This window comes from Altererythrobacter sp. B11 (assembly GCF_003569745.1).
Taxonomy (GTDB): Bacteria; Pseudomonadota; Alphaproteobacteria; order Sphingomonadales; family Sphingomonadaceae; genus Croceibacterium_C.
On the sequence record NZ_AP018498.1, the window covers coordinates 3,630,561 to 3,656,098 of the forward strand.

The 25,538-nt window shown below is 66.7% G+C and carries 20 protein-coding genes and 1 riboswitch; of the genes, 13 read left to right on the forward strand and 7 right to left on the reverse strand.

Translation table 11 applies throughout. The features are described from left to right. The first annotated feature begins 13 nt into the window (after positions 1-13). Genes thpD through AEB_RS17055 form a run of 4 tightly spaced genes read left to right on the forward strand, consistent with a single transcriptional unit; the run spans position 14 to position 4,998 of the window. Positions 14-928 carry an ectoine hydroxylase gene (gene thpD / locus AEB_RS17040; RefSeq protein WP_119084195.1) on the forward strand — a complete coding sequence of 305 codons (915 nt, stop codon included), beginning with the start codon at positions 14-16 and terminating at the stop codon, positions 926-928. Continuing rightward, complete coding sequence (locus AEB_RS17045) at positions 928-2,358, forward strand: aspartate kinase (protein WP_119084196.1); 1,431 nt, start codon at positions 928-930, stop codon at positions 2,356-2,358. Before thpD ends, AEB_RS17045 begins: the two co-directional genes overlap by 1 nt. 46 nt (positions 2,359-2,404) lie before the next feature. After that, entirely contained in the window at positions 2,405-3,646 is a 1,242-nt protein-coding gene (locus tag AEB_RS17050; protein ID WP_119084197.1) for an MFS transporter, read from the forward strand. A gap of 41 nt (positions 3,647-3,687) precedes the next feature. After that, positions 3,688-4,998 carry an MFS transporter gene (locus AEB_RS17055; protein ID WP_231959000.1) on the forward strand — a complete coding sequence of 437 codons (1,311 nt, stop codon included), beginning with the start codon at positions 3,688-3,690 and terminating at the stop codon, positions 4,996-4,998. Between the two features lie 18 nt (positions 4,999-5,016). On the opposite strand, the gene AEB_RS17060 is transcribed toward AEB_RS17055, so the two are convergent. Further along, entirely contained in the window at positions 5,017-5,943 is a 927-nt protein-coding gene (locus AEB_RS17060) for a LysR family transcriptional regulator (RefSeq protein WP_172593147.1), read from the reverse strand. Positions 5,944-6,059: 116 nt separating this feature from the next. On the opposite strand from AEB_RS17060, the gene AEB_RS17065 reads away from it, so the two are divergent. Both AEB_RS17065 and AEB_RS17070 read left to right on the forward strand, forming a co-directional pair. Further along, the gene (locus tag AEB_RS17065) at positions 6,060-9,143 is read left to right on the forward strand and encodes a TonB-dependent receptor domain-containing protein (RefSeq protein ID WP_119084200.1); all 3,084 of its coding nucleotides are present in this window, start codon (positions 6,060-6,062) and stop codon (positions 9,141-9,143) included. Between the two features lie 49 nt (positions 9,144-9,192). Further along, complete coding sequence (locus AEB_RS17070) at positions 9,193-10,623, forward strand: sulfatase-like hydrolase/transferase (RefSeq protein WP_231958806.1); 1,431 nt, start codon at positions 9,193-9,195, stop codon at positions 10,621-10,623. A 47-nt stretch (positions 10,624-10,670) separates the two neighbouring features. Here AEB_RS17070 and AEB_RS17075 read toward each other — a convergent pair whose 3' ends face one another. The 5 genes from AEB_RS17075 to AEB_RS17095 all read right to left on the reverse strand — a co-directional run bounded on the left by AEB_RS17075 (position 10,671) and on the right by AEB_RS17095 (position 15,093). Next, on the reverse strand, positions 10,671-11,435 hold the full coding sequence (locus tag AEB_RS17075; protein ID WP_119084202.1) for an SDR family NAD(P)-dependent oxidoreductase: 765 nt from the start codon (positions 11,433-11,435) through the stop codon (positions 10,671-10,673). Continuing rightward, on the reverse strand, positions 11,423-12,331 hold the full coding sequence (locus AEB_RS17080; protein ID WP_119084203.1) for an MBL fold metallo-hydrolase: 909 nt from the start codon (positions 12,329-12,331) through the stop codon (positions 11,423-11,425). The genes AEB_RS17075 and AEB_RS17080 overlap by 13 nt, the downstream gene beginning before the upstream one ends. Beyond that, a complete protein-coding gene (locus tag AEB_RS17085; protein WP_119084204.1) occupies positions 12,328-13,959 on the reverse strand; it encodes an FAD-binding oxidoreductase in 1,632 nt (543 codons plus the stop codon). The genes AEB_RS17080 and AEB_RS17085 overlap by 4 nt, the downstream gene beginning before the upstream one ends. Beyond that, positions 13,956-14,291: a c-type cytochrome gene (locus AEB_RS17090; protein WP_231958807.1), complete on the reverse strand. Its 336-nt coding sequence runs from the start codon at positions 14,289-14,291 to the stop codon at positions 13,956-13,958. The genes AEB_RS17085 and AEB_RS17090 overlap by 4 nt, the downstream gene beginning before the upstream one ends. A 124-nt stretch (positions 14,292-14,415) precedes the next feature. After that, positions 14,416-15,093, reverse strand: coding sequence for a TetR/AcrR family transcriptional regulator (locus AEB_RS17095; protein WP_172593148.1), 678 nt, complete (start codon positions 15,091-15,093; stop codon positions 14,416-14,418). Positions 15,094-15,348: 255 nt separating this feature from the next. Then, positions 15,349-15,446, forward strand: a riboswitch (glycine riboswitch). Between the two features lie 149 nt (positions 15,447-15,595). Between AEB_RS17095 and gcvT the strand changes: the two genes are divergently transcribed. The 7 genes from gcvT (at position 15,596) to AEB_RS17130 (ending at position 24,664) form a co-directional block, all read left to right on the forward strand. Beyond that, the gene (gcvT, locus tag AEB_RS17100) at positions 15,596-16,741 is read left to right on the forward strand and encodes a glycine cleavage system aminomethyltransferase GcvT (protein ID WP_119084206.1); all 1,146 of its coding nucleotides are present in this window, start codon (positions 15,596-15,598) and stop codon (positions 16,739-16,741) included. After that, positions 16,738-17,112, forward strand: coding sequence for a glycine cleavage system protein GcvH (gene gcvH, locus AEB_RS17105; protein WP_119084207.1), 375 nt, complete (start codon positions 16,738-16,740; stop codon positions 17,110-17,112). The genes gcvT and gcvH overlap by 4 nt, the downstream gene beginning before the upstream one ends. A gap of 6 nt (positions 17,113-17,118) precedes the next feature. Beyond that, entirely contained in the window at positions 17,119-18,477 is a 1,359-nt protein-coding gene (gene gcvPA / locus AEB_RS17110) for an aminomethyl-transferring glycine dehydrogenase subunit GcvPA (RefSeq protein ID WP_119084208.1), read from the forward strand. Continuing rightward, positions 18,474-20,045: an aminomethyl-transferring glycine dehydrogenase subunit GcvPB gene (gene gcvPB, locus AEB_RS17115; protein WP_119084209.1), complete on the forward strand. Its 1,572-nt coding sequence runs from the start codon at positions 18,474-18,476 to the stop codon at positions 20,043-20,045. Before gcvPA ends, gcvPB begins: the two co-directional genes overlap by 4 nt. A 111-nt stretch (positions 20,046-20,156) precedes the next feature. Next, positions 20,157-20,660 carry an RNA polymerase sigma factor gene (locus tag AEB_RS17120; RefSeq protein WP_172593149.1) on the forward strand — a complete coding sequence of 168 codons (504 nt, stop codon included), beginning with the start codon at positions 20,157-20,159 and terminating at the stop codon, positions 20,658-20,660. Continuing rightward, the gene (locus AEB_RS17125; protein WP_119084211.1) at positions 20,657-21,616 is read left to right on the forward strand and encodes a FecR family protein; all 960 of its coding nucleotides are present in this window, start codon (positions 20,657-20,659) and stop codon (positions 21,614-21,616) included. Before AEB_RS17120 ends, AEB_RS17125 begins: the two co-directional genes overlap by 4 nt. A gap of 54 nt (positions 21,617-21,670) precedes the next feature. Continuing rightward, complete coding sequence (locus AEB_RS17130; RefSeq protein WP_119084212.1) at positions 21,671-24,664, forward strand: TonB-dependent receptor; 2,994 nt, start codon at positions 21,671-21,673, stop codon at positions 24,662-24,664. 13 nt (positions 24,665-24,677) lie between these two features. Here the strand turns inward: AEB_RS17130 and AEB_RS17135 are convergent, their stop codons facing one another. After that, a complete protein-coding gene (locus tag AEB_RS17135) occupies positions 24,678-25,499 on the reverse strand; it encodes a glycerophosphodiester phosphodiesterase family protein (protein ID WP_172593150.1) in 822 nt (273 codons plus the stop codon). Positions 25,500-25,538 lie beyond the last annotated feature (39 nt).

Here is a 25,538-nt window from a genome sequence, read left to right on the forward strand (position 1 = left end):
CAGGGGAGATACCATGAAGGATATCTATCCATCCCGATCCGGGGCGGAGCCTGCGCTCCTGCCCCGGCAGGATCCCACCGTCTATCGCAGCTGGGAACCCGGCGCGCCGCTGGCGCGCGAGCAGGTCGAGCGGTTCGAGCGTGACGGCTATCTCGTGCTGGAAGACGTGTTCGATCCCGCCGAACTGGGCGCGCTGCAGGGCGAGATGGGGCGGCTGCTGGCCGACCCATCCTCCCTCGCCGACGAGACGGTGGTGGCGGAGCGCGGCAGCCGCGAAATCCGCTCCATCTTCGCCATTCACGAACAGAGCGCGCTGCTGGCCCGCGTCGCCGCCGATGCCCGCCTTGCCGGCGTGGCATCCTGGCTGCTGGACGACGAGGTGTACGTCCACCAGTCGCGCCTGAACTACAAGCCGGGCTTCAAGGGGAAGGAGTTCTTCTGGCACTCCGACTTCGAGACCTGGCACACGGAAGACGGCATGCCGCGCATGCGCGCGCTCTCCATGTCGATCCTGCTGGCGGAAAACACGCCGAACAACGGCCCGCTGATGCTGATCCCGGGTTCGCACCAGACCTATGTCAGCTGCGTGGGCGAAACGCCGGACGACCATTACCGCATGTCGCTGAAGAAGCAGGAATATGGCGTACCGGACGAGCTGAACCTCGCCGATCTGGCGCACAGGCACGGCATCGATGCGCCGACCGGGAAGCCGGGCTCCGTGATCCTGTTCGACTGCAACACCATGCATGGTTCGAACGGCAACATCACGCCCTTCCCGCGCGCGAATGCCTTCCTGGTCTATAACGCCATGTCCAACCGGCTGGAGAAGCCCTTCGGCGCGGAGAAGCCGCGCCCGGACTTCATCGCCGCGCGAGAATTCCGCCCGATACAGGCCCAGGCAGGGTCGCTGCACAAGGTTGCCGCCTAATGGGTGAACATAACGTAGAAAAGATCGGCGGCACCTCTATGGCCGCCACCTCCACCGTATTCGACAATGTCCTGATCGCGGGCCGCAGCGGTGCGGATCTGTATCAGCGCATCTTCGTCGTCTCCGCCTATGCGGGGATGACGGACCTGCTGCTGGAGCACAAGAAGTCCGGCGAGCCGGGCGTCTATGCCCATTTCCTGCGCAACGATGCCGCCTGGCGCGAAGCGCTGGAGCGGGTCCGCGAGGCGATGTGCGAGCGCAACGCCGAGATGTTCGCCCGCAGCGAAAGCCTGGAAGAGGCCAACCGCTTCGTCCACCAGCGCGTGCAATCCATGCGCTCCTGCCTGGCCGATCTCGATCGGCTGCGCGGGCACAACCGCTTTTCGCTGAAGGACCAGCTCGTCACCGTGCGCGAGATGCTGGCGGGGCTGGGGGAGGCGCACAGCGCCCACTCCACCGCCCTGCTGCTGCGCGACCGGGGCGTGAACGCCGTGTTCGTGGACCTCACTCTCTGGAGCGAGGAAGACAAGGCGAGCCTGGACGACCGCATCCGCAAGGCGCTGGAGCCGATCGACCTCGCCACGCAGATGCCCATCGTCACGGGCTATGCCGGCTGCGAAGGCGGCATGGTGCGCCGCTATGCGCGCGGCTATTCCGAAATGACCTTCTCGCGCATCGCCGTGCTGACCGAGGCGCGGCAGGCGATCATCCACAAGGAGTTCCACCTTTCCAGCGCCGACCCGAAGCTGGTGGGCGAGGATCGCGCACGGAAGATCGGCCGCACGAATTACGACGTGGCCGATCAGCTGGCCAATCTGGGGATGGAAGCGATCCATCCGCGCGCCGGCCGCGGCCTGCGGCAGGCGAAGATCCCGCTGTGCGTGCGCAACACCTTCGACCGCGAGGATGAAGGCACGCTGATCTGCGGCGAATATGTCTCCGACCAGCCGCGGGTGGAGATCGTCACCGGTGTGCGGGAGCTCCACGCGCTGGAGTTCTTCGAACAGAACATGGTCGGCGAAAAGGGCTATGACAGCGGGATTCTGGATATCCTCGCGCGGCATGGCACCTGGATCGTCAGCAAATCCTCCAACGCCAACACGATCACCCACTATCTGAGCGGCAGCCCTTCGGCCGTCGCCGCGGCGGTGGCCGATCTGGAGGAGGCCTTCCCCGGCGCAGCCATCACGGCCCAGCCGGCGGCCATGGTCGCCACCATCGGCAGCGACATTTCGGAGCCGGGCCTGGTTCCGCGCGCCCTCAGCGCGCTGGACGAAGCCGGCGTGGGCATGATCGCCATCCAGCACCAGATCCGCAATGTAGACGTCCAGTTCATCGTGGAGCGGTCGGATTTCGACAAGGCCATCAAGGCGCTGCACGTCGAACTGGTGGAAAGCGCCGACGCCGCGGCCGGCCGCGCGGCGGCCTGAGCCGCATGGTGGCGGAAACCATCCCGCCCCTGAGGATTGCCTTCACATGCTGAAGGCAATCGGCCCTGTAAGGAGCCTGCTGCTCGCCATCTTCATGTTGATGGCGGGCAGCGGCTTCATGGGAACCCTGTTGGGCGTGCGGCTGGAGCGGGGCGGCAACAGCGCGCTGGTGGTGGGCGTGATCGGCACCGCTTATTTCCTGGGGCTCGTGTTCGGCTCGCTGAAGGCGGGCGGCCTCGTCAGCCGGGTGGGCCACATCCGCGCCTTCGCCGCCTTCGTCTCGCTCTTTTCCGCCAGCACGCTGAGCTATGCGGTGTTCGAAAGCCCCCCATTGTGGGCCGCGCTGCGCCTGATCGACGGCTTCTGCGTGGCCGGCGTCTATGTCTGCCTGGAAAGCTGGCTCAACGAGCGAGCGGATAGCGCCGATCGCGGCACCGTGCTCGCCGGCTACATGATCTCGCTCTACATCGGGCAGGCACTGGGGCAATTCCTGCTCAACCTGTCGGACGGCAAGCCGTCCATGCCCTTCCTCGTCGCCTCGATCCTCATTTCACTGGCCGCGATTCCCGTGGCGCTCACCCGCATCAGCGCGCCCGCGCCGGAAAGCGGCGGGACGTTATCGGTCAGAACGCTCTACGAGATCTCGCCCCTCGGAGTCGTCGGGGCCACGATCACCGGGCTGATGCTGGGCGCGTTCTACGCGCTGGGTTCGGTCTATGCCCGCCGCATGGGCATGGAACTGTCCACCATCGCTATCTTCATGAGCACGGTCATCTTCGGCGGCGTGGCGCTGCAATGGCCGCTCGGCCTGCTGTCCGACCGGTTCGACCGGCGCCGCGTGATCGTGATCGCCTTTGGCGGCACGCTCGCCGCGGGCGTGGGCATCGCGCTGATCGAGCAACCGGGCCTGCCGCTGCTGGCGCTCGCCGCCATATTCGGCGGGCTCAGCTTCGCGCTCTACCCGCTGTGCGTGGCGCATGCGAACGACCATCTGAGCCCCGAGCAGCGCGTGGCCGCGAGCGGCGGCCTCGTCCTCGCCTATTCCGCCGGCGCCGCGGCGGGGCCGATGGCCGGTGCCAGTGTGATGACCGTGGCCGGTGCGCCCGGCCTGTTCCTTTTCATCGCCACCTGTGCCGGCTGCGCGCTGCTGTTCGGCCTGTGGCGCCAGGCCCGCACCGCACCGGTGCCCGCCCATCAGCAGCAAAGCTACCAGGTGCTGCCGCGAACCACGCCCGTTTCCGCGGCGCTGGATCCCCGCGCGCCCGAAGAGACACAGGAGACAGCATGACCGCAGACGCAGCCAGCCCCGCCTTCGGCGCCAATGTGCCGATGGGCCACCCGGAGGCGACGCCCCCTGCCGTGCTGCGCCGGGCCATCGCCGCCTCCGCCCTCGGCAACGCCACCGAATGGTTCGACTATGGCATCTATGCCTATGGCGTCGTCTATATCTCCGCCGCACTGTTTCCGGGCGAAGCGGGCGAGGCGACGCTGTTCGCGCTGGCGACCTTTGCCATTTCCTTCCTCGTCCGGCCGCTGGGCGGGCTGTTCTGGGGTCCGCTGGGTGATCGCTATGGCCGTAAGACGGTCCTGGCCATCACCATCCTGCTGATGTCGGGCGCCACGGTGGCGGTGGGCCTGATCCCGTCCTACGACAGCATCGGCTTCTGGGCGCCCGCCATTCTGGTGCTGCTGCGCATGATCCAGGGCTTCTCCACCGGCGGCGAATATGGCGGGGCGGCCACCTTCATGGCCGAATATTCGCCGGACGATCGCCGCGGCTTCTACGGCAGCTTTCTGGAATTCGGCACGCTCGCCGGCTTTTCCTTCGGCGCGCTGCTGATGCTCGGCTTCTCGCTGTGGCTGGGCGATCAGACGATGCACGACTGGGCGTGGCGCATCCCCTTCTTCGTCGCCGGGCCGATGGGGCTTGTCGGCATGTATCTGCGCTCCAAGATGGAGGACACGCCGATCTTCCGCGAAGTGGAGGCCCAGCACGAGACGGAACCGGCCGCCTCCACCGAACTGCGCGATCTGGTGACGCAATACTGGCGGCCGCTGCTTACCATGGGCGGGCTGGTGGTGGCGCTGAATGTCGTCAATTACACGCTGCTCAGCTACATGCCCACCTATCTGCAGAACCGCCTCGGCCTCTCCACCGACGGGGCGCTGGTGGTGCCGATCCTGGGCATGCTGTTCATGATGATCTTCGTGCCCTTCGCGGGTCGCCTGTCGGACAGGGTGGGCCGCAAGCCGCTGTGGTGGTTTTCGCTGATCGGGCTGTTCGTGGCAGCGGTGCCGCTCTACCATCTCATGGCCTCCAGCTTCACCGGGGCGATCATTGGCTTCGCGCTGCTCGGCCTGCTGTACGTGCCGCAGCTCGCCACGATTTCCGCCACCTTCCCGGCCATGTTCCCCACCCATGTGCGGTTCGCCGGCTTCGCCATTTCCTACAACGTCGCCACTTCGCTGTTCGGCGGCACCGCGCCGGCCTTCAACAGCTGGCTGATCGGGCGCACGGGCGACCAGATGATGCCGGCCTATGTGATGATGGCCGCCTGCGTGGTCGGCGCGATCGCCCTGCTCCGCACGCCGGAGACGGCGGGCAAGTCCTTGCGCGGAACGATGGTGCCGGGGAAGTGACCGGCCGCCTCCCCTTGCTCAGTCCGTCACGGTGTAGTCGCCGCTCTCCAGCACGCTGGAAATCAGGAACTGCTCGACCGCATCGGCGTGCTCGCCCGAGGCGTCGTCCTTCCTGAAGAACACCAGCCGCCAGTCTTCGGTGGGGTGCAACAGCACGATCGTATCCCGCAGGTCCGCCGGCACCAGCGGATCGCTGAAGGACGCGACACCCATGCCGTTTGCCAGCAGGGTGACCTGCACATCGAAAAAGGGGGAATGGCCGACAACCTGCCGTGGTTTGATCCCCGCCCCTGCCAGTGCGGCGAGCGACGCCTTCTCCAGCCGGCTGCCGGCCTTGGGCAGGACGAAGGGGAGCCGGGATATCTCCGCCGCCGACAGCGGCAGCGCCTTCCCTTCGGCGAACTTCCGGTGGCCATAAACCCCGCCGCGCGTCACCGCGATGGAGCGGATATGCGCCGGCAGCGGCTCTGACACGCGGACATGGAACAGGCCGAAATCGAACCGGCCGCCCAGCACCTCCTGCACCGGATGCGAACCCGGCGGCTGCGCTTCGAATTCCATTTCCACATCGGGCATTCGGGCGAGGAATTCCCCCAGCCGCGGCCGCACGAAGCGTTGCAGCAGGGCTTCGCCGATACGGATGCGATAGACCGGCGGCCGCGCGAGGGCGGACCGAAGGCGCCGATGCGAAGCCAGCCGGGCGGCTGCCTGCCGAAAGCCGGTCATGTCTTCCAGGAACGCCGTACCCGCTGGCGTGAGCTGGGCCCTGCGTCCGGGCCGCCGCAGCAGCAGCGCCACGCCCAGCTGCCGTTCCAGCGCCTTCACCTGCCCGCTGACGGAGGCCTGCGAAATGCGCAGATCTTCCGCGCTCTGCCGAAAGCTGCCCGTGGCGCAGACGCTCAGGAACACGTCGAGCTGGCGCAGCGTGAAAGGCAGGCTGGACATTATCGTCATCGGGCCTTGCGATAGCTTGCCGATTATCACCTGTCATCATTTCGCGGTGCCTTGCCGCGCCTTCGGCCTTCACCCACCCTGCCCGCACAAAAGAAAAGGGGAGAGTGATGAGGATATTCGAGGAGGCCCGGATTCCGGGCACGTTCCGCTGTGGGCTGGCGGCAGGTGCCAGCGCCCTGGCGCTCTGCATCGGCGCCCATCCGGCGGCCGCACAGGACCAGACCGACACCGATGAAGCCGCGGAACCCGCCAGCCCTGCCGCGCCCATCGTGGTCACCGGCTCTCGCCTGCGCAGCGACGGATCGCAGGCCCCCGTGCCCGTCACCGTGGTGAGCGACGAAACGCTGGAGGCGATGGGCACCAGCGGGCTGGTGGAGGCGGTGGGCTCGCTGCCCCAGTTCCTCGGCAACCAGTCGGTATCTGCGGTGCAGGTTTCGGGCGTGGGGGGAACCGGCTGGTTCGCGCGCGGCGGGTACGGCAATCTGGACCTGCGGGGCCTCGGCATCAACCGCACGCTGACGCTGCTCAACGGACACCGGGTGGTGTCCTCCAGCGCCTTCGGCGGGGTGGACATCAACACCTTCCCCGAAGCCGCGATCCGCAGCGTGGAAACCGTCACCGGCGGCGCCTCCGCCGCCTATGGCTCCGACGCGGTGGCGGGCGTGGTGAACTTCATCCTCGATCGCGATTTCTCGGGCCTCGAACTGTCGGCGCAGGCCGGCATGACGGAACGCGGCGACAACCAGAGCTACGAGATTTCCGGCATCTTCGGCACGAATATCGGCGACCGCGGCCATGTGATCGTATCCGGCGAGTTCTCGGATCAGGATGGCGTCCACAATTTCCGCGGGCGGGACTGGTATCGCGCCTGGGGTGTGGTGAACGGCACCCCCTACCCCAATGTGGTGTCCGCCAATTCGACGTGGGACGGCGTGATCTTTGCCCCCGGCACGCCGCTGCAGGGCATGCAGTTCCTGCCCGATGGCAGCGGCGTGGTGCCCTTCGTGCGCAGCGGCATCACCAATGCCCTGCCCACCGGCGCTCCGCCCGCAGCCCATTCGATCACCAATGGCGGCAGCGGGGATTACCTCGGCACCAATCCCTACACGATCTTCCCCGATGCCAAGCGCAACAGCATCTATGCCTATGCCGATTACGAGCTGACCGACAATCTGCTGTTCTACGCCCAGTTCATGCGCGGCCAGAACAAGACCTTCCGCTACAACGATCCGACATCCTCGTTCAACGGCACGCCCACCACGGCGACCATCTTCGCCAGCAACGCCTTCCTGCCGCAAAGCGTGCGCGATGTGATGGCTGCGAACAACATCCAGTCCTTCACCCTGCGCCGCATGGGCCATCCGGACGATCTCGCGCTCTCCAACACGCTGCGCGACGACAGCGTGATGACGAGCTTCGCCGGCGGGCTGACGCTTGATATCGCCACCGGCGGGCTGTTCGACGGGTGGCAGGCGGACGTCTATTACCAATACGGCAAGAACAAGCGGAAGGCCTATCAGGATGGCCTGCGGGTCGATCGCGTGTTCGCCGCGCTGGATGCGGTGGACGAAGGCACGGAAACCACCGGCACGGCCAATGGCAACATCGTCTGCCGGGTGACGCTCTACAGCGATGCCTTCCCGGGATGCCAGCCGCTCAACCTGTTCGGTCGCGGCAATGCCAGCGCGGCGGCGGTGGACTACGTCACCGGTTATGAGCCCGGCGTTACCATCACTGCCCCGATCTTCTACGCCGATACCGGCTATGCGCGCGGCGACACGCAGACCTTCACGACCGGCACGGAAAAACTCAACCGCACGAAGATCGACCAGCATGTGGTGGAACTCGATTTCAGCGGCGATCTGGCGGAAGGCTGGGCCGGCACGATCTCCACGGCCTTCGGCGGTTCCTTCCGGCGCGAGTCCATCCTGCAGCTGGTGGAGGACGCATCCAACCCCTCCTCCGACCACACCAACGGCCATCCTGTCGCCTGCAATGGCGAGATCCCCGGCCTCCGCGGCGTCAGCACGGCGGACTGCGTGAACACGGTGGGCCTGCAATATTCCAAGGTTTCCAACATCATCGGCTCCATCGACGTCTACGAAGCCTATGGCGAGGCGCTGGTGCCGCTGCTGGATGGCGCGGGGCCGATCGACGGGGCCAATCTGCATGTCGCGGGCCGCTGGGCCAATTACACCGGGTCCGGCACGGTCTGGGCCTACAAGGCCGGGCTGGATGTCGACCTGTTCGATTTCCTCAAGCTGCGCGGCACCTATTCGCGCGACGTGCGCGCGGCCAATCTGTCCGAGCGGTTCGACAAGACCGGCGGCGCGGCCGTGCTCGACGATCCGCGCATTCCGGGGCAGGACGCGATCAACGTCACCATCTTTTCCGGCGGCAATCCTGAGGTCGATCCGGAAAAGGCCGATACCTGGACGGCGGGCGCGGTGATCCGGCCGGCCGCGCTGCCCGGCTTCTCGCTCTCGGCCGACTACTACGACATCAAGGTCAGCGATGCGATCGGCCAGCTCGGTTCGCAGAACGTGCTCAACGGCTGCCTGATCGACAATGTGCCGGAACTCTGCGCGCTGGTGACGCTCGATAATGATGTGCCGGTGCTGGTGGGCGACGTGTTCATCAATGTGAACAAGAACCGCACGCGCGGCCTGGATGTAGAGGCGAACTATGCCGCCCCCGTTCGCCTGTTCGGCGGGGAGGAGGATGTCTCCGCCCGCGTCTTCGCCAGCTGGCTGTTCGAAGCCTCGCGCACGCTCAGCACCGGCGCCTATATCGACCGGGCCGGCCAGACGGGCATCCAGCAGGTGGACGGCATCCCCTATGCCCTGCCCGATTTCCGCGCCACCGGCTCGCTCACCTATCGGCAGGGGCCGGTCAGGACCTTCCTGCAAGGCCGCTACATCGCGTCCGGAACGCAGGAGAACGGGCTGGCCGACACGGCGCTGAACCATGTGGACAGCGCCTTCTACCTCGATGCCCGTGTCACCTATGAAATGGAGCTGGGCTCCCGCGCGGCGACGGAGCTGTTCGTCGCGATCACCAACCTCACCGATCAGGATCCGCCGATCACCCCCTATTACAGCGTCTTCGGCGGCCATTCCTTCCAGACCAACAGCACGCTGTTCGATCTTCTCGGCCGCCGCTTTACCATCGGCGTAAAACTGAAGATGTGACCGGCACCGGAACGCCGATCGACCCCTACCCACACCGGAGGAATCCGCATTGACCGAAAGAAGCATAGCAAGCCGTATCACCCGCCGCGCCGCCATGGCCGGGGCACTGGGCACGGCGGCGCTCGCCGTCACCGTTCCCGGCCTGGCGCGAACGCCGCGGCGCAGGCCGAACTTCCTGTTCATCATGGCCGACGATCTCGGCTATGCAGACCTCTCCTGCTACGGCCGCCGCGAATACCAGACTCCGGTGCTGGACGGACTGGCCGCGCAGGGGATGAAGTTCACCCACGGCTATGCCAATTCGGCGGTGTGTTCGGCCACGCGCGTGGGGCTGATCACCGGCCGCTATCAATATCGCACGCCGGCCGGGCTGGAAGAGCCGTTGCAGAACCCCGATCTGGGGCTCGATCCGGCGCATCCCACCCTCCCCTCGCTGCTGCGCCAGCAGGGCTACCACTCGGCGCTGGTGGGCAAGTGGCACATGGGCGGCCTGCCCCGCTTCGGCCCGCTGCAAAGCGGCTATGACGAGTTCTGGGGCAATCGTGGCGGCGGGGTGGATTATTTCACTCACGCCATCGGCGGCAAGCCGGACCTGTGGGATGGCGACGTGCCGGTGGAGGAGCTCGGCTATTACACCGATCTGCTCGCCGACCGCTCGCTCGAATATCTCGATGCCCGCGCGAAGGAGCCTGGGAAGCCCTGGCTGCTCTCGCTCCATTTCACCGCGGCCCACTGGCCCTGGGAAACCAACGATGCCGCCGGGCGGGCGGAAAGCGCACGGCTGGCGCAGAAGCCCCCCGGCCCCGATCTCGCCATTGCCGATTACGATGGCGGGACGATGGAAACCTATGCCGGCATGGTCACCAGCCTCGATACCAATGTCGGCCGGGTGCTGGCGCGGCTGCGCGAGCTGGGGATGGAACAGGATACGGTGGTGATCTTCACCAGCGACAACGGAGGGGAACGCTTTTCCGACAACTGGCCCTTCACCGGCATCAAGACGGAACTGCTGGAAGGCGGCATCCGCGTGCCGCTGATCGTGCGCTGGCCGGGCGTGACGCCGGCGGGCGGCGAAAGCACGGTGCCCGCCATGTCGATGGATTTCCTGCCGACCTTCCTTGCCGCCGCCGGCGGCGCGCCCGATCCCCGCTATCCCACCGACGGGGTGGACCTGCGCCCGGCCATGGCCGGATCATCCATGGGCGAGCGGACGCTGTTCTGGCGTTTCTGGAACAAGGACCAGAAGGCGGCGCGGCGCGGCCGCTACAAATACCTGAAGATGGGGCCGGAGGAATTCCTGTTCGACGTGGTGGCCGACCCGCTGGAGCGCGGCAATCTGAAGGACCGGATGCCCGAACTGTTTGCCGAGCTGAAGGCTGCCCATGCTTCGTGGAATAGTGACATGCTGATCGACCCGAACGCCCGCAGCTATGGCTTCGAGCCGTGGATGCTGGCCGATCATTTCAAGCCGGAGAGCTGACCCGGCGCAGGATCGAACCGGCGGGCCGGCCTAGTGCGCGGTCTGGCCTAATGCGCGGTCTGGCCGCCGTCGATCGTCCACACCGCGCCGTTCACGAAGCTGGCGGCGTCGGAACAGAGATGCAGCACCGTGCCGGCGATCTCCTCCGGCTCCGCGCAGCGGCCCGAGATGTTGTGCTGGAAGAACATCTCGGTGAACTCCCCACTCTCCGCCCAGTGGCGCGTCATCGAGGTGACGACGAAGCCGGGGGCGATGGCGTTCACGCGGATGTTCTTCTGCGCATATTCCACCGCCGCCGCCTTGGTCAGCCCGGCCACCGCGTGCTTCATCGCGCAATAGGCCGCCATGTTCGGATCGGCGATCAGCGCGCCCACGCTGGCGGTGTTGACGATGGCCCCGCCGCCGATCTCCAGGAAATGGCGGATTTCCGCCTGCAGCGCATACCACACGCCCTTGAAATCCACCGCGATGGCCAGATCCAGCTCGTCATCCGGCACTTCATGGATGGGCCGCTGCGGGGGCAGGACACCGGCATTGTTGAAGGCGCAATGCATCCCGCCGAAACGCTGCAGCGTGCGGGCCACCAGCGCGCGCACCGCCTGCCCGTCGGTCACATCCGTAAGGGTAAAGTCCGCCTCCCCGCCGGCCTGGCGGATGATGGCGACGGTTTCCTCCGCCCGTTCGTCAATATCGCCGATCATCACCTTCGCCCCTGCCGCGGCGAAGGCCTTGGAGGTTTCGCGGCCGATACCCGTGGCGCCGCCGGTGACGAGCGCGATCTTCCCTTCGAAGCGACTGTCTATTCCTGCCATTTCGGTTCCTCTCCGGTCGCCACTTTGGACGATGTGCCCAGGATGAAATCGCCGAGCGCGTCGATCGTATCGGGAAATTCAGCCTGCACCAGAGTGCGCAGTTCCTCCGAGGATTTCGCCTGCCGCGCCAGCGCCTGCCACCGTTCAAGATAGTGGCGGCTGAAGGCAATGCCGTCCGGCGTATCGGTCATCCCGGGGGCCGAATGGCCGGCCACCACCATCCGCGGCTGGCGCGCCGCCAACCGATCGAGCGCAGCGGCCCAGGCCTGCACCTGCGCCGGGTCATGCTCCCCCAGCCACAGATGCATGTGGTTGAACACCAGATCACCCGCGAACAACGCGCGGATGGAGGGCGCCCACAGCGCCGTGGCATTGTGATGATCGCCCTGCATCGGGCCGATCACTTTCAGCTCCTGCCCTTCCAGCAGGATCGTATCGCCTTCCAGCGGCTGCGGCGCGCTGGGATGCAGCGGCGCATTGGCGCCCAGCATCGGGCTCCACCGCTTCACCTTGAACGGCAGGGAGCGCCAGATGTCCGCCACCACCGCCGGATGCGCCACGATCTTCGCATCGGGGAAGGCATCTTGGATCACCTCCATCGCGAAGAAGTGATCGGGATGGTCATGCGTCACGAACACATGGGTCAGGCGCTTGCCGCTATCCAGCACCATCGCCACCGCGCGATGCGCATCGGCGCGGGTGAAGGGGGCATCCACCAGCACGGCGTCATGCTCCCCCTCGATCAGCGCGACATTGACGTTGAGCGATCCGGGCGAGGTGCGCAGCACTTCCACCTTGAGCGGCGGTTGATCTTGCCCCTGGGCCGCCTGCGCCCCCGCGGGGGAGGAGAAAACGAGAGCGCAGGCGGAGGCGAGCGCGGGGATCAGCTTCATCATGCTATTCCCTGCTTGCCGGGTGCGATGATGTGGTTGGGATCGAGCGCCTGCTTGATCCGCGCATTCACATCGCGATTGGTCTGGCCATATTGCTGGGCCACGAGATCCATGGTGGAGACGCTGGAGCGATAGGCCGCCCAGCCGCGCGCGCCGAATTCGCGGATCATCTCGTCCATGCATTTTTCCGCATTGGCCGATGATGTCTCGTCCCCCTTGTCGAACATCAGGAAGATGATGTGGTGCAGTTCGCGCCCGCCCACGGCATAGGCCGGGGCGTAATCGAAGCCCCATTTGTTCATGATCCGCGTGGCGAGTTCGGTCTGCCCGCGCGTCTCGCTGCCCTTGGCCGGGGCCACGGGGGCGAAGGCCACCGCGCCGCCGTTGCGGCCCCACCAGCGGACCAGCCCGATCTCCTCCAGCGTCATGCCGCCGCGCATCAGCGTCTTGTGATGTTCGAACCACGGGTTGCCGTTCATCTCGGCATCCGTCAGCACTTCGGCGCCCGCGCCTTCGAAGGCCGCGCGCAGGATCGGCTCGGTCGCGGCAATGATCTCTTCCGTGCCGTAGAGCGCGAAATAGGTGTTCCACATGCCCAGGCCATTCCGCTTCGCTTCCGCCTTCAGCACATCGGCCGGGATCGGCTGTGCCTGCTGCCAGATGTCGCTGCGCCGCCTGAACATGGCGAGCTGATACAGCGCCCCCATGATCAGCACGCCGTTGGGGATCAGATTGTTCATGCGGAACGGGCGGATCACATCGGTGATCGCCGCCACATCCTCCACATTGGCGGAACGGGCGACGAAGGGCTTGTACACCGGCGGGCGCGGCATCAGCCACATGCCCAGCTTGGTGACCACGCCGAAATTGGACTGGGTGAACAGCCCGTCCAGATAGGGGCCATAGCCCCATTTGAATGCCTGCCAGGTGTTGCCCTTCTCGATCGAGCCCATGCCCGTCTTCAGGATGGAGCCATCGGCCAGGCACACTTCCATGCCGCATTGCATGAAGAAGTGATCGCCATAGGGCGTGTAGCCCACGCCGCGTTCCAGCGTGTTGCCCACCATGGACACGATCGGCCCCACCGTCGGCACGTCGATCCAGAAGGGCAGGTCGTTCTCTTCGATATAGTCGTGGATCTGCTGATAGGTGACGCCCGGCTCCACCAGGATCGTGCCAAGTTCCGCATCGAAATCGAGGATGCGGTTCATCCGCTTGAGATCGAGGATCATCTGCCCGCTGCTGGCGGGCGTGGCCATGCCATAGCCCATGTTATGGCCGGTGGAGACGGGCCACATCGGCAGGCCATAGGTGTTGGCAATGCGCAGGATCGCCTGCACTTCCTCCACGCTCTTGGGCGCGACGGCGCCCGAGGGGATATGTTCGCCGCGCAGATCGGGAATGAAGCTCTTGCGATAGCTGACGGTGCTCGCCTCGTCGGCGAAGACCCATTCATCCCCCACCACGGCCTTCAGTTCGCGCACGGCATTGGCGAAGGCGGCGCGGTCCATGTCCTGCGGCATCATGCGCGCGCGGGCTAGCGGGCTCAGCGCGGCGGTGCCGATCACGGCCGAACCGGCGGCGCCGGCGCGCAGCATATCGCGCCGGGAGAATGCGAAAGTCCCGCTCATTGGCCGTGCTCCGTCTCGTCCTGATCCGCAGTGCTGATCCACCGAGCCAGCGCCGCCAGCTCCGCATCGGTGATCTCGGTGGGCTTGAAGGCGGGCATGGCGCCGTTGCCATGGCGCACGAAGCTTTCGATCAGTTCGGGGGGAAGATTGCGGCCCAGGATGATCGGGCCGACATTGTGGCCGTGGCAATAGCCGCAGGTGCGATCATAGATGAATTGCGGGCCACGCGGCGGCGCCACGCCCGGTATGCCCTGTGTGGTGGTGCCCTGCCCCGTGCCGTTCTGCGGCGTGGCTGCCTGGGCAAGTCCGCCCGACGCCGCCGCCAGGCTCAAGCCCCCCAATCCTATCGCAGCGGCCACGCATAGCCGCCGGCCCAGAAGACCGCCCATCATCCACTCCCATTTTCATTTTACATTTTGTAAATTGAGTTCTGGCTAGTGTTTGATTGGCACTTTGTCAATCGAAAGGCGCAGCCGCCTCATCGGCCGGGGCAGCCGCCAGATCAGGCAGCGGCAAATGGGCGATGCGGCGCGCTTCGGCGCGGTCGACGCCGAGGCCGCAGAGAATGTAGCCGGCCACCAGTTCGGGGTAATCGTCCGGCATGTGGCCTTTGACGATGGAGCCCATCGCCGCGAGCGTCGTGCCCAGCAGCAGATCGCGCCCCAACTCAGCGGAGGGGATGGCCAGCACGCCCTCCTCCATGCCTTCGGCCACCGTCCGCTCCGCCTGGCCATAGGTCTCGCTGCCGAAGATCGCCCCCGATGCGCTCATGTTCATCATCGACCAGCCCCACCGCCGGTCCTCCCGCGCCCGGCGCAGGTAGAGCCGGATCGCCACCGCCGACCGCTCGCGCGCATCTGCCAGCCTGTTCAGCGTGCGGGTGACGCGGAGGAGGAAATCATGCGTCACCTCCTGCGTCAGCGCCTCGCGCAATTCGATCATGCTGGAAAAATGGTTGTAGAAGGTCGCCCGCGTCACACCGGCCTTCTCCGCCACGTCCTCGATCCGCGCGAACAGGCCGTTTTCGTCGCCGAAGATCTCGAAGGCCGCAGCGATGATCGCCGCGCGCGTCTTCGCCCGGCGCTGGCGGCCCTTCTCCACTCTGCCATCGCCGGAGCGGTCTGGATCGCCCACTCGTTTCCTCCCATCACCAGGCGCCGGGTCCATCGGCCGGATGGTCAGTGGATCGAAACGGGCCCGGCTGCAACGGGCAGGCCACCGCGGCTGTGGCCGAAAAGCATGAAGCAACAATTGCAGAGCTGGACGAACCCGCTTGCAGCCCGCGTGCAATCACCGTGTTGTTACCCGCAGGCGGTTGCGCGAGAAACCAGCTTGACCGGCCCCGCCGCCCGGCGCATCATGGCGGGGCCGTCAGGAAGGTAACTTCCCGAACGTGTCGTGGGAGAGCGTCCATTTCCTCTCGGGGATGGGCCGCCGAAGGAGCAACCGCCCCGGAAACTCTCAGGCCAAAGGACCGCGACACGGCCGGCACTCTGGAAAGCGGGCGGCGCATTGCCGCTCCACCGAAGGGGTAAGCGTGCGGGCCCACCGCACGCCAAGCTCTCAGGTCTCCCGACAGAGGGGGTGACGATGATGCCCGCCCCGGGCCTCGTCGCCACACGTCGGGAGAGAATGAATGAGCGACCACGACACTCCGGCAGAGGCACAGCCGCTCCCGCTCGATGAATGGCATCGCGCGCGGGGTGCCCGGATGGTGCCCTTCGCCGGCTATGCCATGCCCGTGCAATACACCGGCCCCGGCGGCGGCATCGTGGCCGAACACGAATGGACCCGCAGCCACGCCGGCCTGTTCGACGTCTCGCACATGGGCCAGCTGCTCCTGTCCGGGGAGCGGGCGGAGGCTGCGCTGGAAGCGCTGCTGCCGATCGACCTCCGCACGCTGGAGCCGGGCGCGCCGCGCTATTCCCTGCTGCTCGACGAGGACGCCGGCATCATCGACGATCTGATCGTTGCCCGCTGGGAGGACGGGTTCTTCATCGTCGTGAACGGGGCCACCAAGCACGGCGACATCGCCCATTTCGAGGAGCGGCTGCCTGCCGGGGCCACGCTGCGCCATCTAGAGGATCGCGCACTGCTGGCGCTGCAGGGACCGGCCGCCTTCGCGGTGCTCGATCGCCATGCGACCGGCGCCACGCCCCTTTCTACGCTCAGCTTCATGCGCGGCGCGCACTTCACCCTCGCCGGCACGGCAGCGTGGATCAGCCGCACCGGCTACACTGGGGAGGACGGGTTCGAGATCTCCATCCCTTCCGCGAAGGCGGCATCGATCGCGGAACTGCTCTGCAGCGAGCCCGAAGTGCATCCCATTGGCCTCGGCGCGCGCGATTCATTGCGACTGGAAGCAGGCCTGCCGCTCTATGGCCATGATCTCGACCGCACGACCGACCCGGTGAGTGCGGGGCTCGGCTGGGCCATCGCCCGCCGCCGCCGCGCCGAAGGTGGCTTCCCCGGCCATGCGCCCATCGCCCGCCTGGTGGAACAAGGCCCTGCTTGGCGCCGGGTCGGCCTCTCCTTCGACGGGCGCCTGCCCGCGCGCGAAGGCGCGCCGCTGTTTGCCGGCGATGCGGAGGTCGGGCGGGTCACGTCCGGCGGGTTCTCGCCCACGCTCGGCCGCCCGATCGCCATGGCCTATGTCGATGCCGCCCATGCCGCACCCGGCACGCCGCTGACCGCCGAAGTGCGCGGGCGGCGGCTGGAGGCCGCGGTCACCCCTCTGCCTTTCGTCCCCCACCGCTATCACCGTCAGGGAGCAAGCCGATGACCCGCTATTTCACTCAGGAACACGAATGGATCGACGTGGATGGCGACACCGCCACCATCGGCATCACCGATCATGCCCAGTCGCAGCTTGGCGACATCGTATTCGTGGAGGTGCCCAAGCCGGGCGCCGTTCTGGCCAAGGGCGCGGAAGCGGCAGTGGTTGAATCGGTAAAGGCGGCGAACGACGTCTATGCGCCCGTCAGCGGCACGGTGACCGAAGGCAATGGTGCGATCGAGGATGACCCCGCGCTGGTGAACTCCGCCGCCGAAAGCGAGGGCTGGTTCTTCAGGCTGACGCTGGCGGACCCCGCCGAGCTCGACGGACTGATGGACGCGGACGCCTATCGCGACCTGCTCGCTTCGCTGGACTGACCGGCCATGCGCTACCTCCCGCTGACCGACCCCGATCGCGCCGCCATGCTGCAGGCCATCGGCGCGCCTTCCGTCGATGCGCTGTTCGCCGATGTGCCCGAGGCGGCCCGCCTGCCCGGGCCGATTGACGGCCTGCCCCGCCACGCCAGCGAAATGGCGGTGGAACGGCACATGGCCGCACTGGCCGCGAAGAACCTGTCTGCGGGGAGCGCGCCGTTCTTCCTGGGGGCCGGAGCCTATCGCCACCACATCCCCGCCAGCGTGGACCATCTGATCCAGCGCGGCGAGTTCCTTACCTCCTACACGCCTTATCAGCCGGAAATCGCGCAGGGCACGCTGCAGATGCTGTTCGAATTCCAGACGCAGGTTGCGCGGCTGTTCGGCTGCGAAGTGGCCAATGCGTCCATGTATGATGGGTCCACCGCCTGCTGGGAAGCGATCTCCATGGCGCGGCGGATCACCCGGCGCGGGGCGGTGATCCTGGCCGACGGGCTGCATCCGCATTACGTGTCGACGGTGCGCACCATGGCGCGGTTCACGGGCGATGCCATCCGCCATGCGGCCCCCGCCCTGTCGTCCGATTGCGAGGATGCGAAGCTGATCGCCGCCATTGGCGAGGAGACGAGCTGCGTCGTGGTACAATATCCCGACGTGCTGGGCCGCCTGCCCGATCTCGCCCGCATTGCCGAAGCGGCCCATGCGCAAGGCGCCTTGCTGATCGCGGTGGTGACGGAACCGGTGGCCCTCGGCGCCCTCCGCTCCCCCGGCGAGATGGGCGCGGACATCGTGGTGGGCGAAGGCCAGTCGCTCGGCGTCGGCCTGCAATTCGGCGGGCCCTATCTCGGCCTCTTCGCCACGCGGGAAAAATATGTGCGGCAGATGCCGGGCCGGCTGTGCGGCGAGACGGTGGATGCCGACGGGCGGCGCGGTTTCGTGCTGACGCTTTCCACCCGCGAGCAGCATATCCGCCGCGACAAGGCGACCAGCAACATCTGCACCAATTCCGGCCTCTGCGCCCTCGCCTTCTCCATCCATCTCTCGCTGCTGGGGGAGAAGGGATTGCGGGCGCTGGCGGCAGAGAACCACCGCCTCGCCTGCCTCGCCGCCGACCGGCTGGCGCAGGTGCCGGGGGTGGAACTGGTCAACACCGCCTTCTTCAATGAGTTCGCCCTGCGGGTCAGCGGCAATGCGCGCGACGTGGTGCGCAATCTGGCCGATCGCGGCGTGCTGGCGGGCGTGGCGCTCGGCCGGCTCTATCCCGATCGCCCCAATCTGGCGGAAGGACTGCTGGTGACCGTCACAGAAACCACTTCGGAAGAGGATATCACGGCGCTGGCCGCCGCGCTGGAGGAGGAACTGGCATGAACGTGAACCCGTCCGGCTGGCGCCCCTCAATGTCTGAGGCTTCCGCCGAGTCCCCGCCCGCCACTGTCACCGGCAATCGTGCGCTGATGCTCGAAGAGCCGCTGATCTTCGAGATCGGCACGGCAGAAACCTGCGGCGTGGACCTGCCCGAAGCCGCCACGGACGCTCCCGATCGGCTGGGCGGCTTCGCGCGCAGCGAAGCGATCGGCCTGCCGGGCCTGTCGGAGCCGGAAGCGGTGCGCCACTATACCCGCCTCAGCCGGCAGAACTACGCCATCGACCTCGGGCTGTTTCCGCTCGGCTCCTGCACGATGAAGCACAATCCGCGCCTCAATGAGAAGGTGGCGCGGTTGCCGGGCTTTGCGGATCTTCACCCGCTGGCGCCGGTTTCCACCGTCCAGGGCGCGCTGGCGGTGATTTACGAACTCGGCGAATGGCTCAAGGCGCTCACGGGCATGGCTGCGGTGGCGATGAGCCCCAAGGCGGGTGCGCATGGCGAATTGTGCGGCATCCTGGCCATTCGCGCCGCGCTGGAGGCGCGCGGCGATACCCGGCAGGTCGTGCTGGTGCCCGAAAGCGCGCATGGCACTAACCCGGCCACCGCCGCCTTTGCCGGCTATGCGGTGGAAGCGATCCCGGCGACAGCGGAAGGTCGGGTTGATCTCGCCGCGCTCGAACGCCGCCTTGGGCCGGATGTGGCGGCGGTGATGATCACCAATCCCAACACTTGCGGCCTGTTCGAGCGCGAGATGATCGCCATCTCCGCGGCGGTCCATGCGGCTGGCGCCTTCGTCTATTGCGACGGTGCCAATTTCAACGCCGTGGTCGGCCGGGTGCGGCCCGGCGACCTGGGCGTGGATGCGATGCACATCAACCTGCACAAGACCTTCTCTACGCCGCATGGCGGGGGCGGCCCCGGTTCCGGGCCGGTGGTGCTGTCGGAGAAGCTGGCCCCCTTCGCCCCGCTGCCGTTCGTGGAGCGCGATGCGGCAGGCGTGCTGCACCTGATCGAGGAGGAGAATGCAGGCGACGATCATCCCGGCAGCTTCGGCCGGATGAGCGCCTTTCACGGCCAGATGGGCATGTTCACCCGCGCGCTGGCCTATATCCTCAGCCATGGGGCCGACGGGCTGAGGCAGGTGTCGGGAGATGCCGTACTGAACGCGAACTACATCCTGCGCAGCCTGGAAGATGTGCTGGACGCGCCCTTCGGCCAGACCGGCCCCTGCATGCACGAGGCGCTGTTCAGCGACGGCGGTTTTGCCGAGGGAATCTCCACACTGGACATCGCCAAGGCCCTGATCGACGAGGGCTTTCACCCGATGACCATGTATTTCCCGCTGGTGGTTCACGGCGCCATGCTGATCGAGCCGACCGAGACCGAAAGCAAGGCCACGCTGGACCAGTTCATCGCCGCGCTGCGCGCCATCGCCGAACGCGCCCGGGTGGGCGATCCCAGCCTGCATCAGGCGCCGATGATGGCGCCGCGGCGGCGCCTCGACGAGGCAGCCGCGGCGCGCAAGCCGAAGCTTGCGTGGAAGGAAGGCGGCGACGCCGCGCCCTCCTGAACCGGGCGCCCGCCTCTGACAGGATGATGGGCGGCCGGCATGCCGCGGCGGCCCATCATCAAGGTGTCACGTTCCAGGCTTAGGCGCCGCCCCAGAGTTCGGGGGCGCATCTTGGAATTCAATGAAACGGCATATCGCTCCTTTCGCAAGGAACTCTACCAGCTGGCACGCAGCCGGCTGGGGGATCACGCCGCGAGCGAGGATGTGGTGCAGGATTGCTTCCTGCGGCTTGCCCGCTATCAGCCCGGCTCGATCGCGAACATAGCGGCCATGCTGCGCCGGATCGCCAACAATCTCATCATCGACCAAGCTCGCGCGCATCGCCACCACGCTGATGAGCAGGCGGGGAATGACTTCGATCCGCCAGCCGATGAACCTTCGCAGGAACATCTGCTGATCCAGCGCGAGCGGATGGAGCAGGTCTCCCGCATACTCGACCTCATGCCCGCACAGCGCCGCGAAGTCTTCCTCATGCGCCGCCTGCACGGTATGTCGGCCAAGGAAGTCGGCGCCGCCTTGCACATCAGCCCGGCAGCCGTGGACACCCACGTCGCCCGCGCGGTTCTGACGTTGCACAAGGAATTGGCCGCCTGCGACGAGACGATGAACGCATGACCCGCCAGGAGGCGCAGCGGCAAGAGGAAGAGGAAGCCGCGCTCTGGGTCGCCCGCCACCTCGACAAAGCCGTGGATGTCACGGCCTTCCACCAGTGGCTGGCGGGGCGCGACGGGCGGCGCGAGTTGTTCGATGCCCTGTGGGCAACCTGCATGGACGTTGCGGTGACCGATGCCCTGCGGGCGAAGGATCAAGCAGCGGCGCCACCAAAAGCCGCCCCTCCCCGCCCCGTGTACCGGCGCGTCGCCTTCGCGGCGGCTGCAGGCCTGGCGGCGCTGGCAGCCATCTGGGCCTGGCCTGAACTGCGCTTCGCTGTGACGCCCGAACAGACCTTCGCCACCAGCGCCGGCGAGGTGAGGAGCATCGCCCTCTCCGACGGCACCGCCTTGTTCCTCAACGGCAACACGCGCGTCCGGGTGAAGATCGGCAGCGGCCGCCGCGAGGTGCAGCTTGCAGCGGGTGAGGCGCTGTTCGACGTGCGGCATGATCCGCAGCGGCCCTTTACCGTGGTCACCGACGACGCGCGGGTAACGGTGCTGGGCACCCGCTTTGACCTCGCGCTGAACGATGCCCGCGTGGATCTGGAAGTGGAGCGTGGGCTGGTGCGGTTCGCGAGCACTTCGGAAAGGCAGTCCGCCGTGCTGGTGCCCGCCAGGCACGGTGCGGCGCTGATCAACGGCCGGATCGGTTCGCCCGTCGCGCTGAAGGACAGCGCCGCGACCGAATGGCGAACCGGCTGGCTGCAGGCGGCCGACATGACACTGGGTGATATCGTGCCGCGGCTGCAACGCTGGACCGACAAGGACATCATCGCGGAAGATCCCCGGCTGCTGCGCACCCGCGCCGCCGGCCGCTTCCGCCTGAGCGAGCCCCGCATTCTCCTCGAAAGCCTCGGCGATCTCTATGGCTTCTCGGTGGAGGAAACGGGCAGCGCCTTCATCCTCCGCAAGCGATAGCGGCTGTCATGTCGGGCGGAAGGGGCGAAACGCCGCCAAAAGCGACGTAGGCCGATGCCACCGCACCGCTACCTGCCGTTGCCCGTGCTGCTGGCATTCCCCTTGGCCGCCCAGGCGCAGGGCACTGTCTTCGCCATTCCCGCCGGGCCGCTCGCCAACGCGCTCACCCGCTTCTCGGAAGCGACAGGAACCCAGGTGATCGCCGATCCGGCGGTGCTCAAGGGGCTGCGCACCCGGGGCGCGCGCGGGCGCATGGAGGTTGAGCGCGCGCTCCGAAAGGTGCTGCGCGGAACGGGGCTGACCTACCGCCGCCGGGGCAATGTCCTGCTCATCCTGCCCGCCCCGCGCCTGCCCCGCGCCCCGTCGCCGCCCTCCCGGGCGCCCGGCGATGGCAAGCATGAGGCAGACGGTGGCGCCCAAGTGCAACGGCCCGCTCCCCCCATCGTGGTAATCGGCCAGCGCTTTGCCGATCAGCGCGCGCTGACGGCCAAGCGACGGGCGCGCAACATCGTGGATGCCGTATCCATCGACGAAATCCGCCGCTTGCCGGATAGCACAGTGGTGGATGCCATGCGTCGGATACCCGGCGTTTCGGTATTGCCGGTGGCCGACAACGAGCACCCGCGCGACGTGCCAATCGCCCCGGTCATCCGCGGCCTGACCCAGGCCTATAACAATGTGACCATCGACGGGATGCCGATCGCCTCCACAGGGATCCCCGACGCAGGCTCCAACAGCGCCAGCCGCGGGGTGCGGCTGGATATTCTGCCTGCCGCCGTCGTCAGCCGCTTGCTGGTGGTCAAGACATTCACCCCGGATCTCGATCCAAACGCGATCGGCGGGGCAATCGACCTGCAAACGCGCAGCGCCTTCGCCGCGGACGACGCGCCCTATCTGTCTGCCGAGGCAGGACTGGCGGTTTCCAGCGACCACTCGCAGGTGCAGCCGCAGTCTGCACTGGGGCCGCAATTCACCGCCACCGCCAGCAAGACCTTCGGGCCGGAACGCCGCTTCGGCATCGTCCTTTCGGCGAATTATCGCCACCTCGAGAACAACAGCAATGTGCATGGCACCGCTGACAGCAGCTATGTAAACTTCTTCAATGACGACGGCACTGCCGCCGAAAGCGGGGCGACGGGCAACGGCATCGCCGTGCCACGAGAAGACAAATACTGGTACAACGGCAGCGACCGACAGCAATGGGGCATGACTGCGCGGGCGGACGCCGATCTTGGCCAGTTGCGTCTCTCCGCGCTGGCGGGGAACATCGTTTTTCGCGACGGCTTCACGCGCAACGAGGTGGTCATTGAGCCCGACGATGCGGGCGTGCGGGATCAGACGCCGACAAGCGGACGCTTCGATGCCGCTGCCATTCAGGTTGGCTATCGCAACGGAGTGACGCGGAGCGAAACCCGACTGGGGCGGGTGGAGGTGGAATGGAGGCCGCAACCGCAGGATCAGGTCGTTCTGGTGGGCGCCGTCTCCCATGCGCGATTGCGGGAACGCTATGACATGGTGAAATTCACCGCCGGGCTCGATGAAGAGGGGGCGGCGGTCGGCACTCCCCGGCTGGGCTTCACTTACGATACGGCGCCTTTGCAATTCAGCTTCAACGTACCGCTTGCTGCCTACACCGACCTGTCGCTCTATTCGGCCGATTACTGGCGGCATCGAAGCCGGTCGGCTGATTCCCGCGTAAAGGCACTACGGGCGGACTGGCGGCACAATATGGAGGACGGCGACGGCAGCCTGGGCTTCGCTGCTGGAGCTTCCGCCACCCGTTCTGCCTATGAATATGCGTTTCGCAACGAGGCCTATGAAACCAGCGACCGGCAGCTCACGCTCGCGGATGCAGGCTCCGTCAGCGAGGTGCTCCTGCCCTTCAACCAGGGCAAGCTTCCGCTGCTCGTGATCGACCCGGATCGCGCCTGGGATATGTTCGACCAGAACCCCGGGACGATCAGCCGGACGGACGACGATCTCGACGCCTTCCAGGACGATTTCCGTCACACCGAAACCTCGCTGGATGGCTATGCGATGGGCCGCTTCGCCACCGGCGCCTTCGAGGCCGTGGCCGGCGCCCGCTTCGATCACACGCGCCTTTCCACCCACGGATATGTCGACGTGGATGAGACCTGGCGCCCCCTTCGCACGGGCGCGCAGTATGGTCGATTGCTGCCGTCGATCCTGTTGAACCTGCGCCCGGCCCCCGCGCTGAAGCTGCGCGGCGGCTATAGCCGCACAATCGGCCGGCCGAGCTATGAGAATTACGCGCCGCGATCCTCGATCAAGTTTCAGGATGGCGCGACCGTGGGGAATGGAAATGCCACCGGCGTGGAGGTGACGCTCGGCGATCCGCACATAAAACCGCGCCTGGCGGACAATTACGATGCGAGCGCCGAATGGACGCTTCCGCGCCGATGGGACGGGATGGTGTCGCTAGCCGCCTTCTACAAGTCGATCGGCAACGAGATCTTCGACGCGGTGACCACCGGCTATACCTATGACGGCGTCTATTATCGCCACGCGCGCGTCTTGCGGCCAGCGAACGCCACGCAGGCCCACGTGGGGGGCGTCGAGCTGAGCGCGGTGGTGGGCTCGCTCGGCCCGATCGGCCGCTTCCTGGAGCCGATCGGCTTCAGCGCCAACTGGACTCTGCTGGACGGCGCGGTCACCGTGCCACTGACGGATGGCAGCACGCGCACCGTCGATCACCTCGTCGGCCAGCCGGGCAGCATCCGCAATTTCAACCTGTTCTTCAATCACGGCGGGTTCGAGCTGCGCGGCGCGGTGAACTGGACCGGGCGCGCCTTGCGCAGCATCGCGCCCGACACGCCGTGGGAGGATGTCTATTGGGCACCACGCCGCCAGTTCGACATGCAGGCGCGCTATCACTTCGCCGGCGGGCTCAGCGCGATCCTTGACGTCTCCAACGTAACCGAGGAGCGGCTGACGAGCCTGACGGGCCCGGGCGGAGAATGGCTGAAAGACAGCTATTCCGTCCCCCGCACCATCCGCCTGAGCTTGCACTGGCGTTTCGGCGGATAGGCCGCGCCTCGGGTCAGTTCGGCGCTGAGGCTACGGACCAGCCGCAGTCCTGCAGATAGCGGCGCAGCAGAGCGGGCTGGTCGGTCTGGATGTTGGTGACGCCGCGATCCCGCAATGCCGCCAGACGCGCACAAGCATCAGGCGAATGTGCCGCCAGATGGTCGTCGATCTCGCCCAGCGCGTTGGCCCAGATCCGCGACGGCATCGCCCGGATCGCCGCAGTGGCGGCAGGCGTGAGCGAATCCGGATCGCCATGCACGATGCGAACCGGCGCCAGGCCGCGGTTGATCGCCGCAAGCGTGGCATTCGTCGTCAATCGCGTCATCACTTGCAGTTCGGGCGCCAGCGCGCGCGCGGCGCGCAGCGTATCGCTGTCGCTATCGAACATCTCAACCTGGTCCAGCATCCCCAGCGCCTGCAGCACGGCAACGACCGGCCCGACACGATCGGTCTTCATATCGAGATCGACAAGAATGCGCCCGCAGCTGTGCATCAGAAACTGCATGAGTGTCGGCGGCGAAGCATCCGTGCCCTTCAGTTGCAGCCGCATCAGTTCGGCATAGGAAAGCGTTTCGCTGTCACCCGAACCGTCAGTCATACGATCCACGGTGCGATCATGCATGATGTAGGGCACGCCGTCAGACGTGACATGAACGTCCGTCTCGATAAAATCTGCGCCCGCCGCCACGGCCTCATCAATCGCTGCCAGCGAATTTTCCGCAGCGTGCAAATGGCCGCCGCGATGGGCAGCGATCATCGTCGGCCCCTTAGGGTCGGCCCATTGCTCCGTCAGCGCAGCGATGCGCGGGGTTTCTCCGCAAAACGGAGCAGCCATCGCCGGGGCCGCCGCAGAAGCGAGCACGCCCGCGAAAAG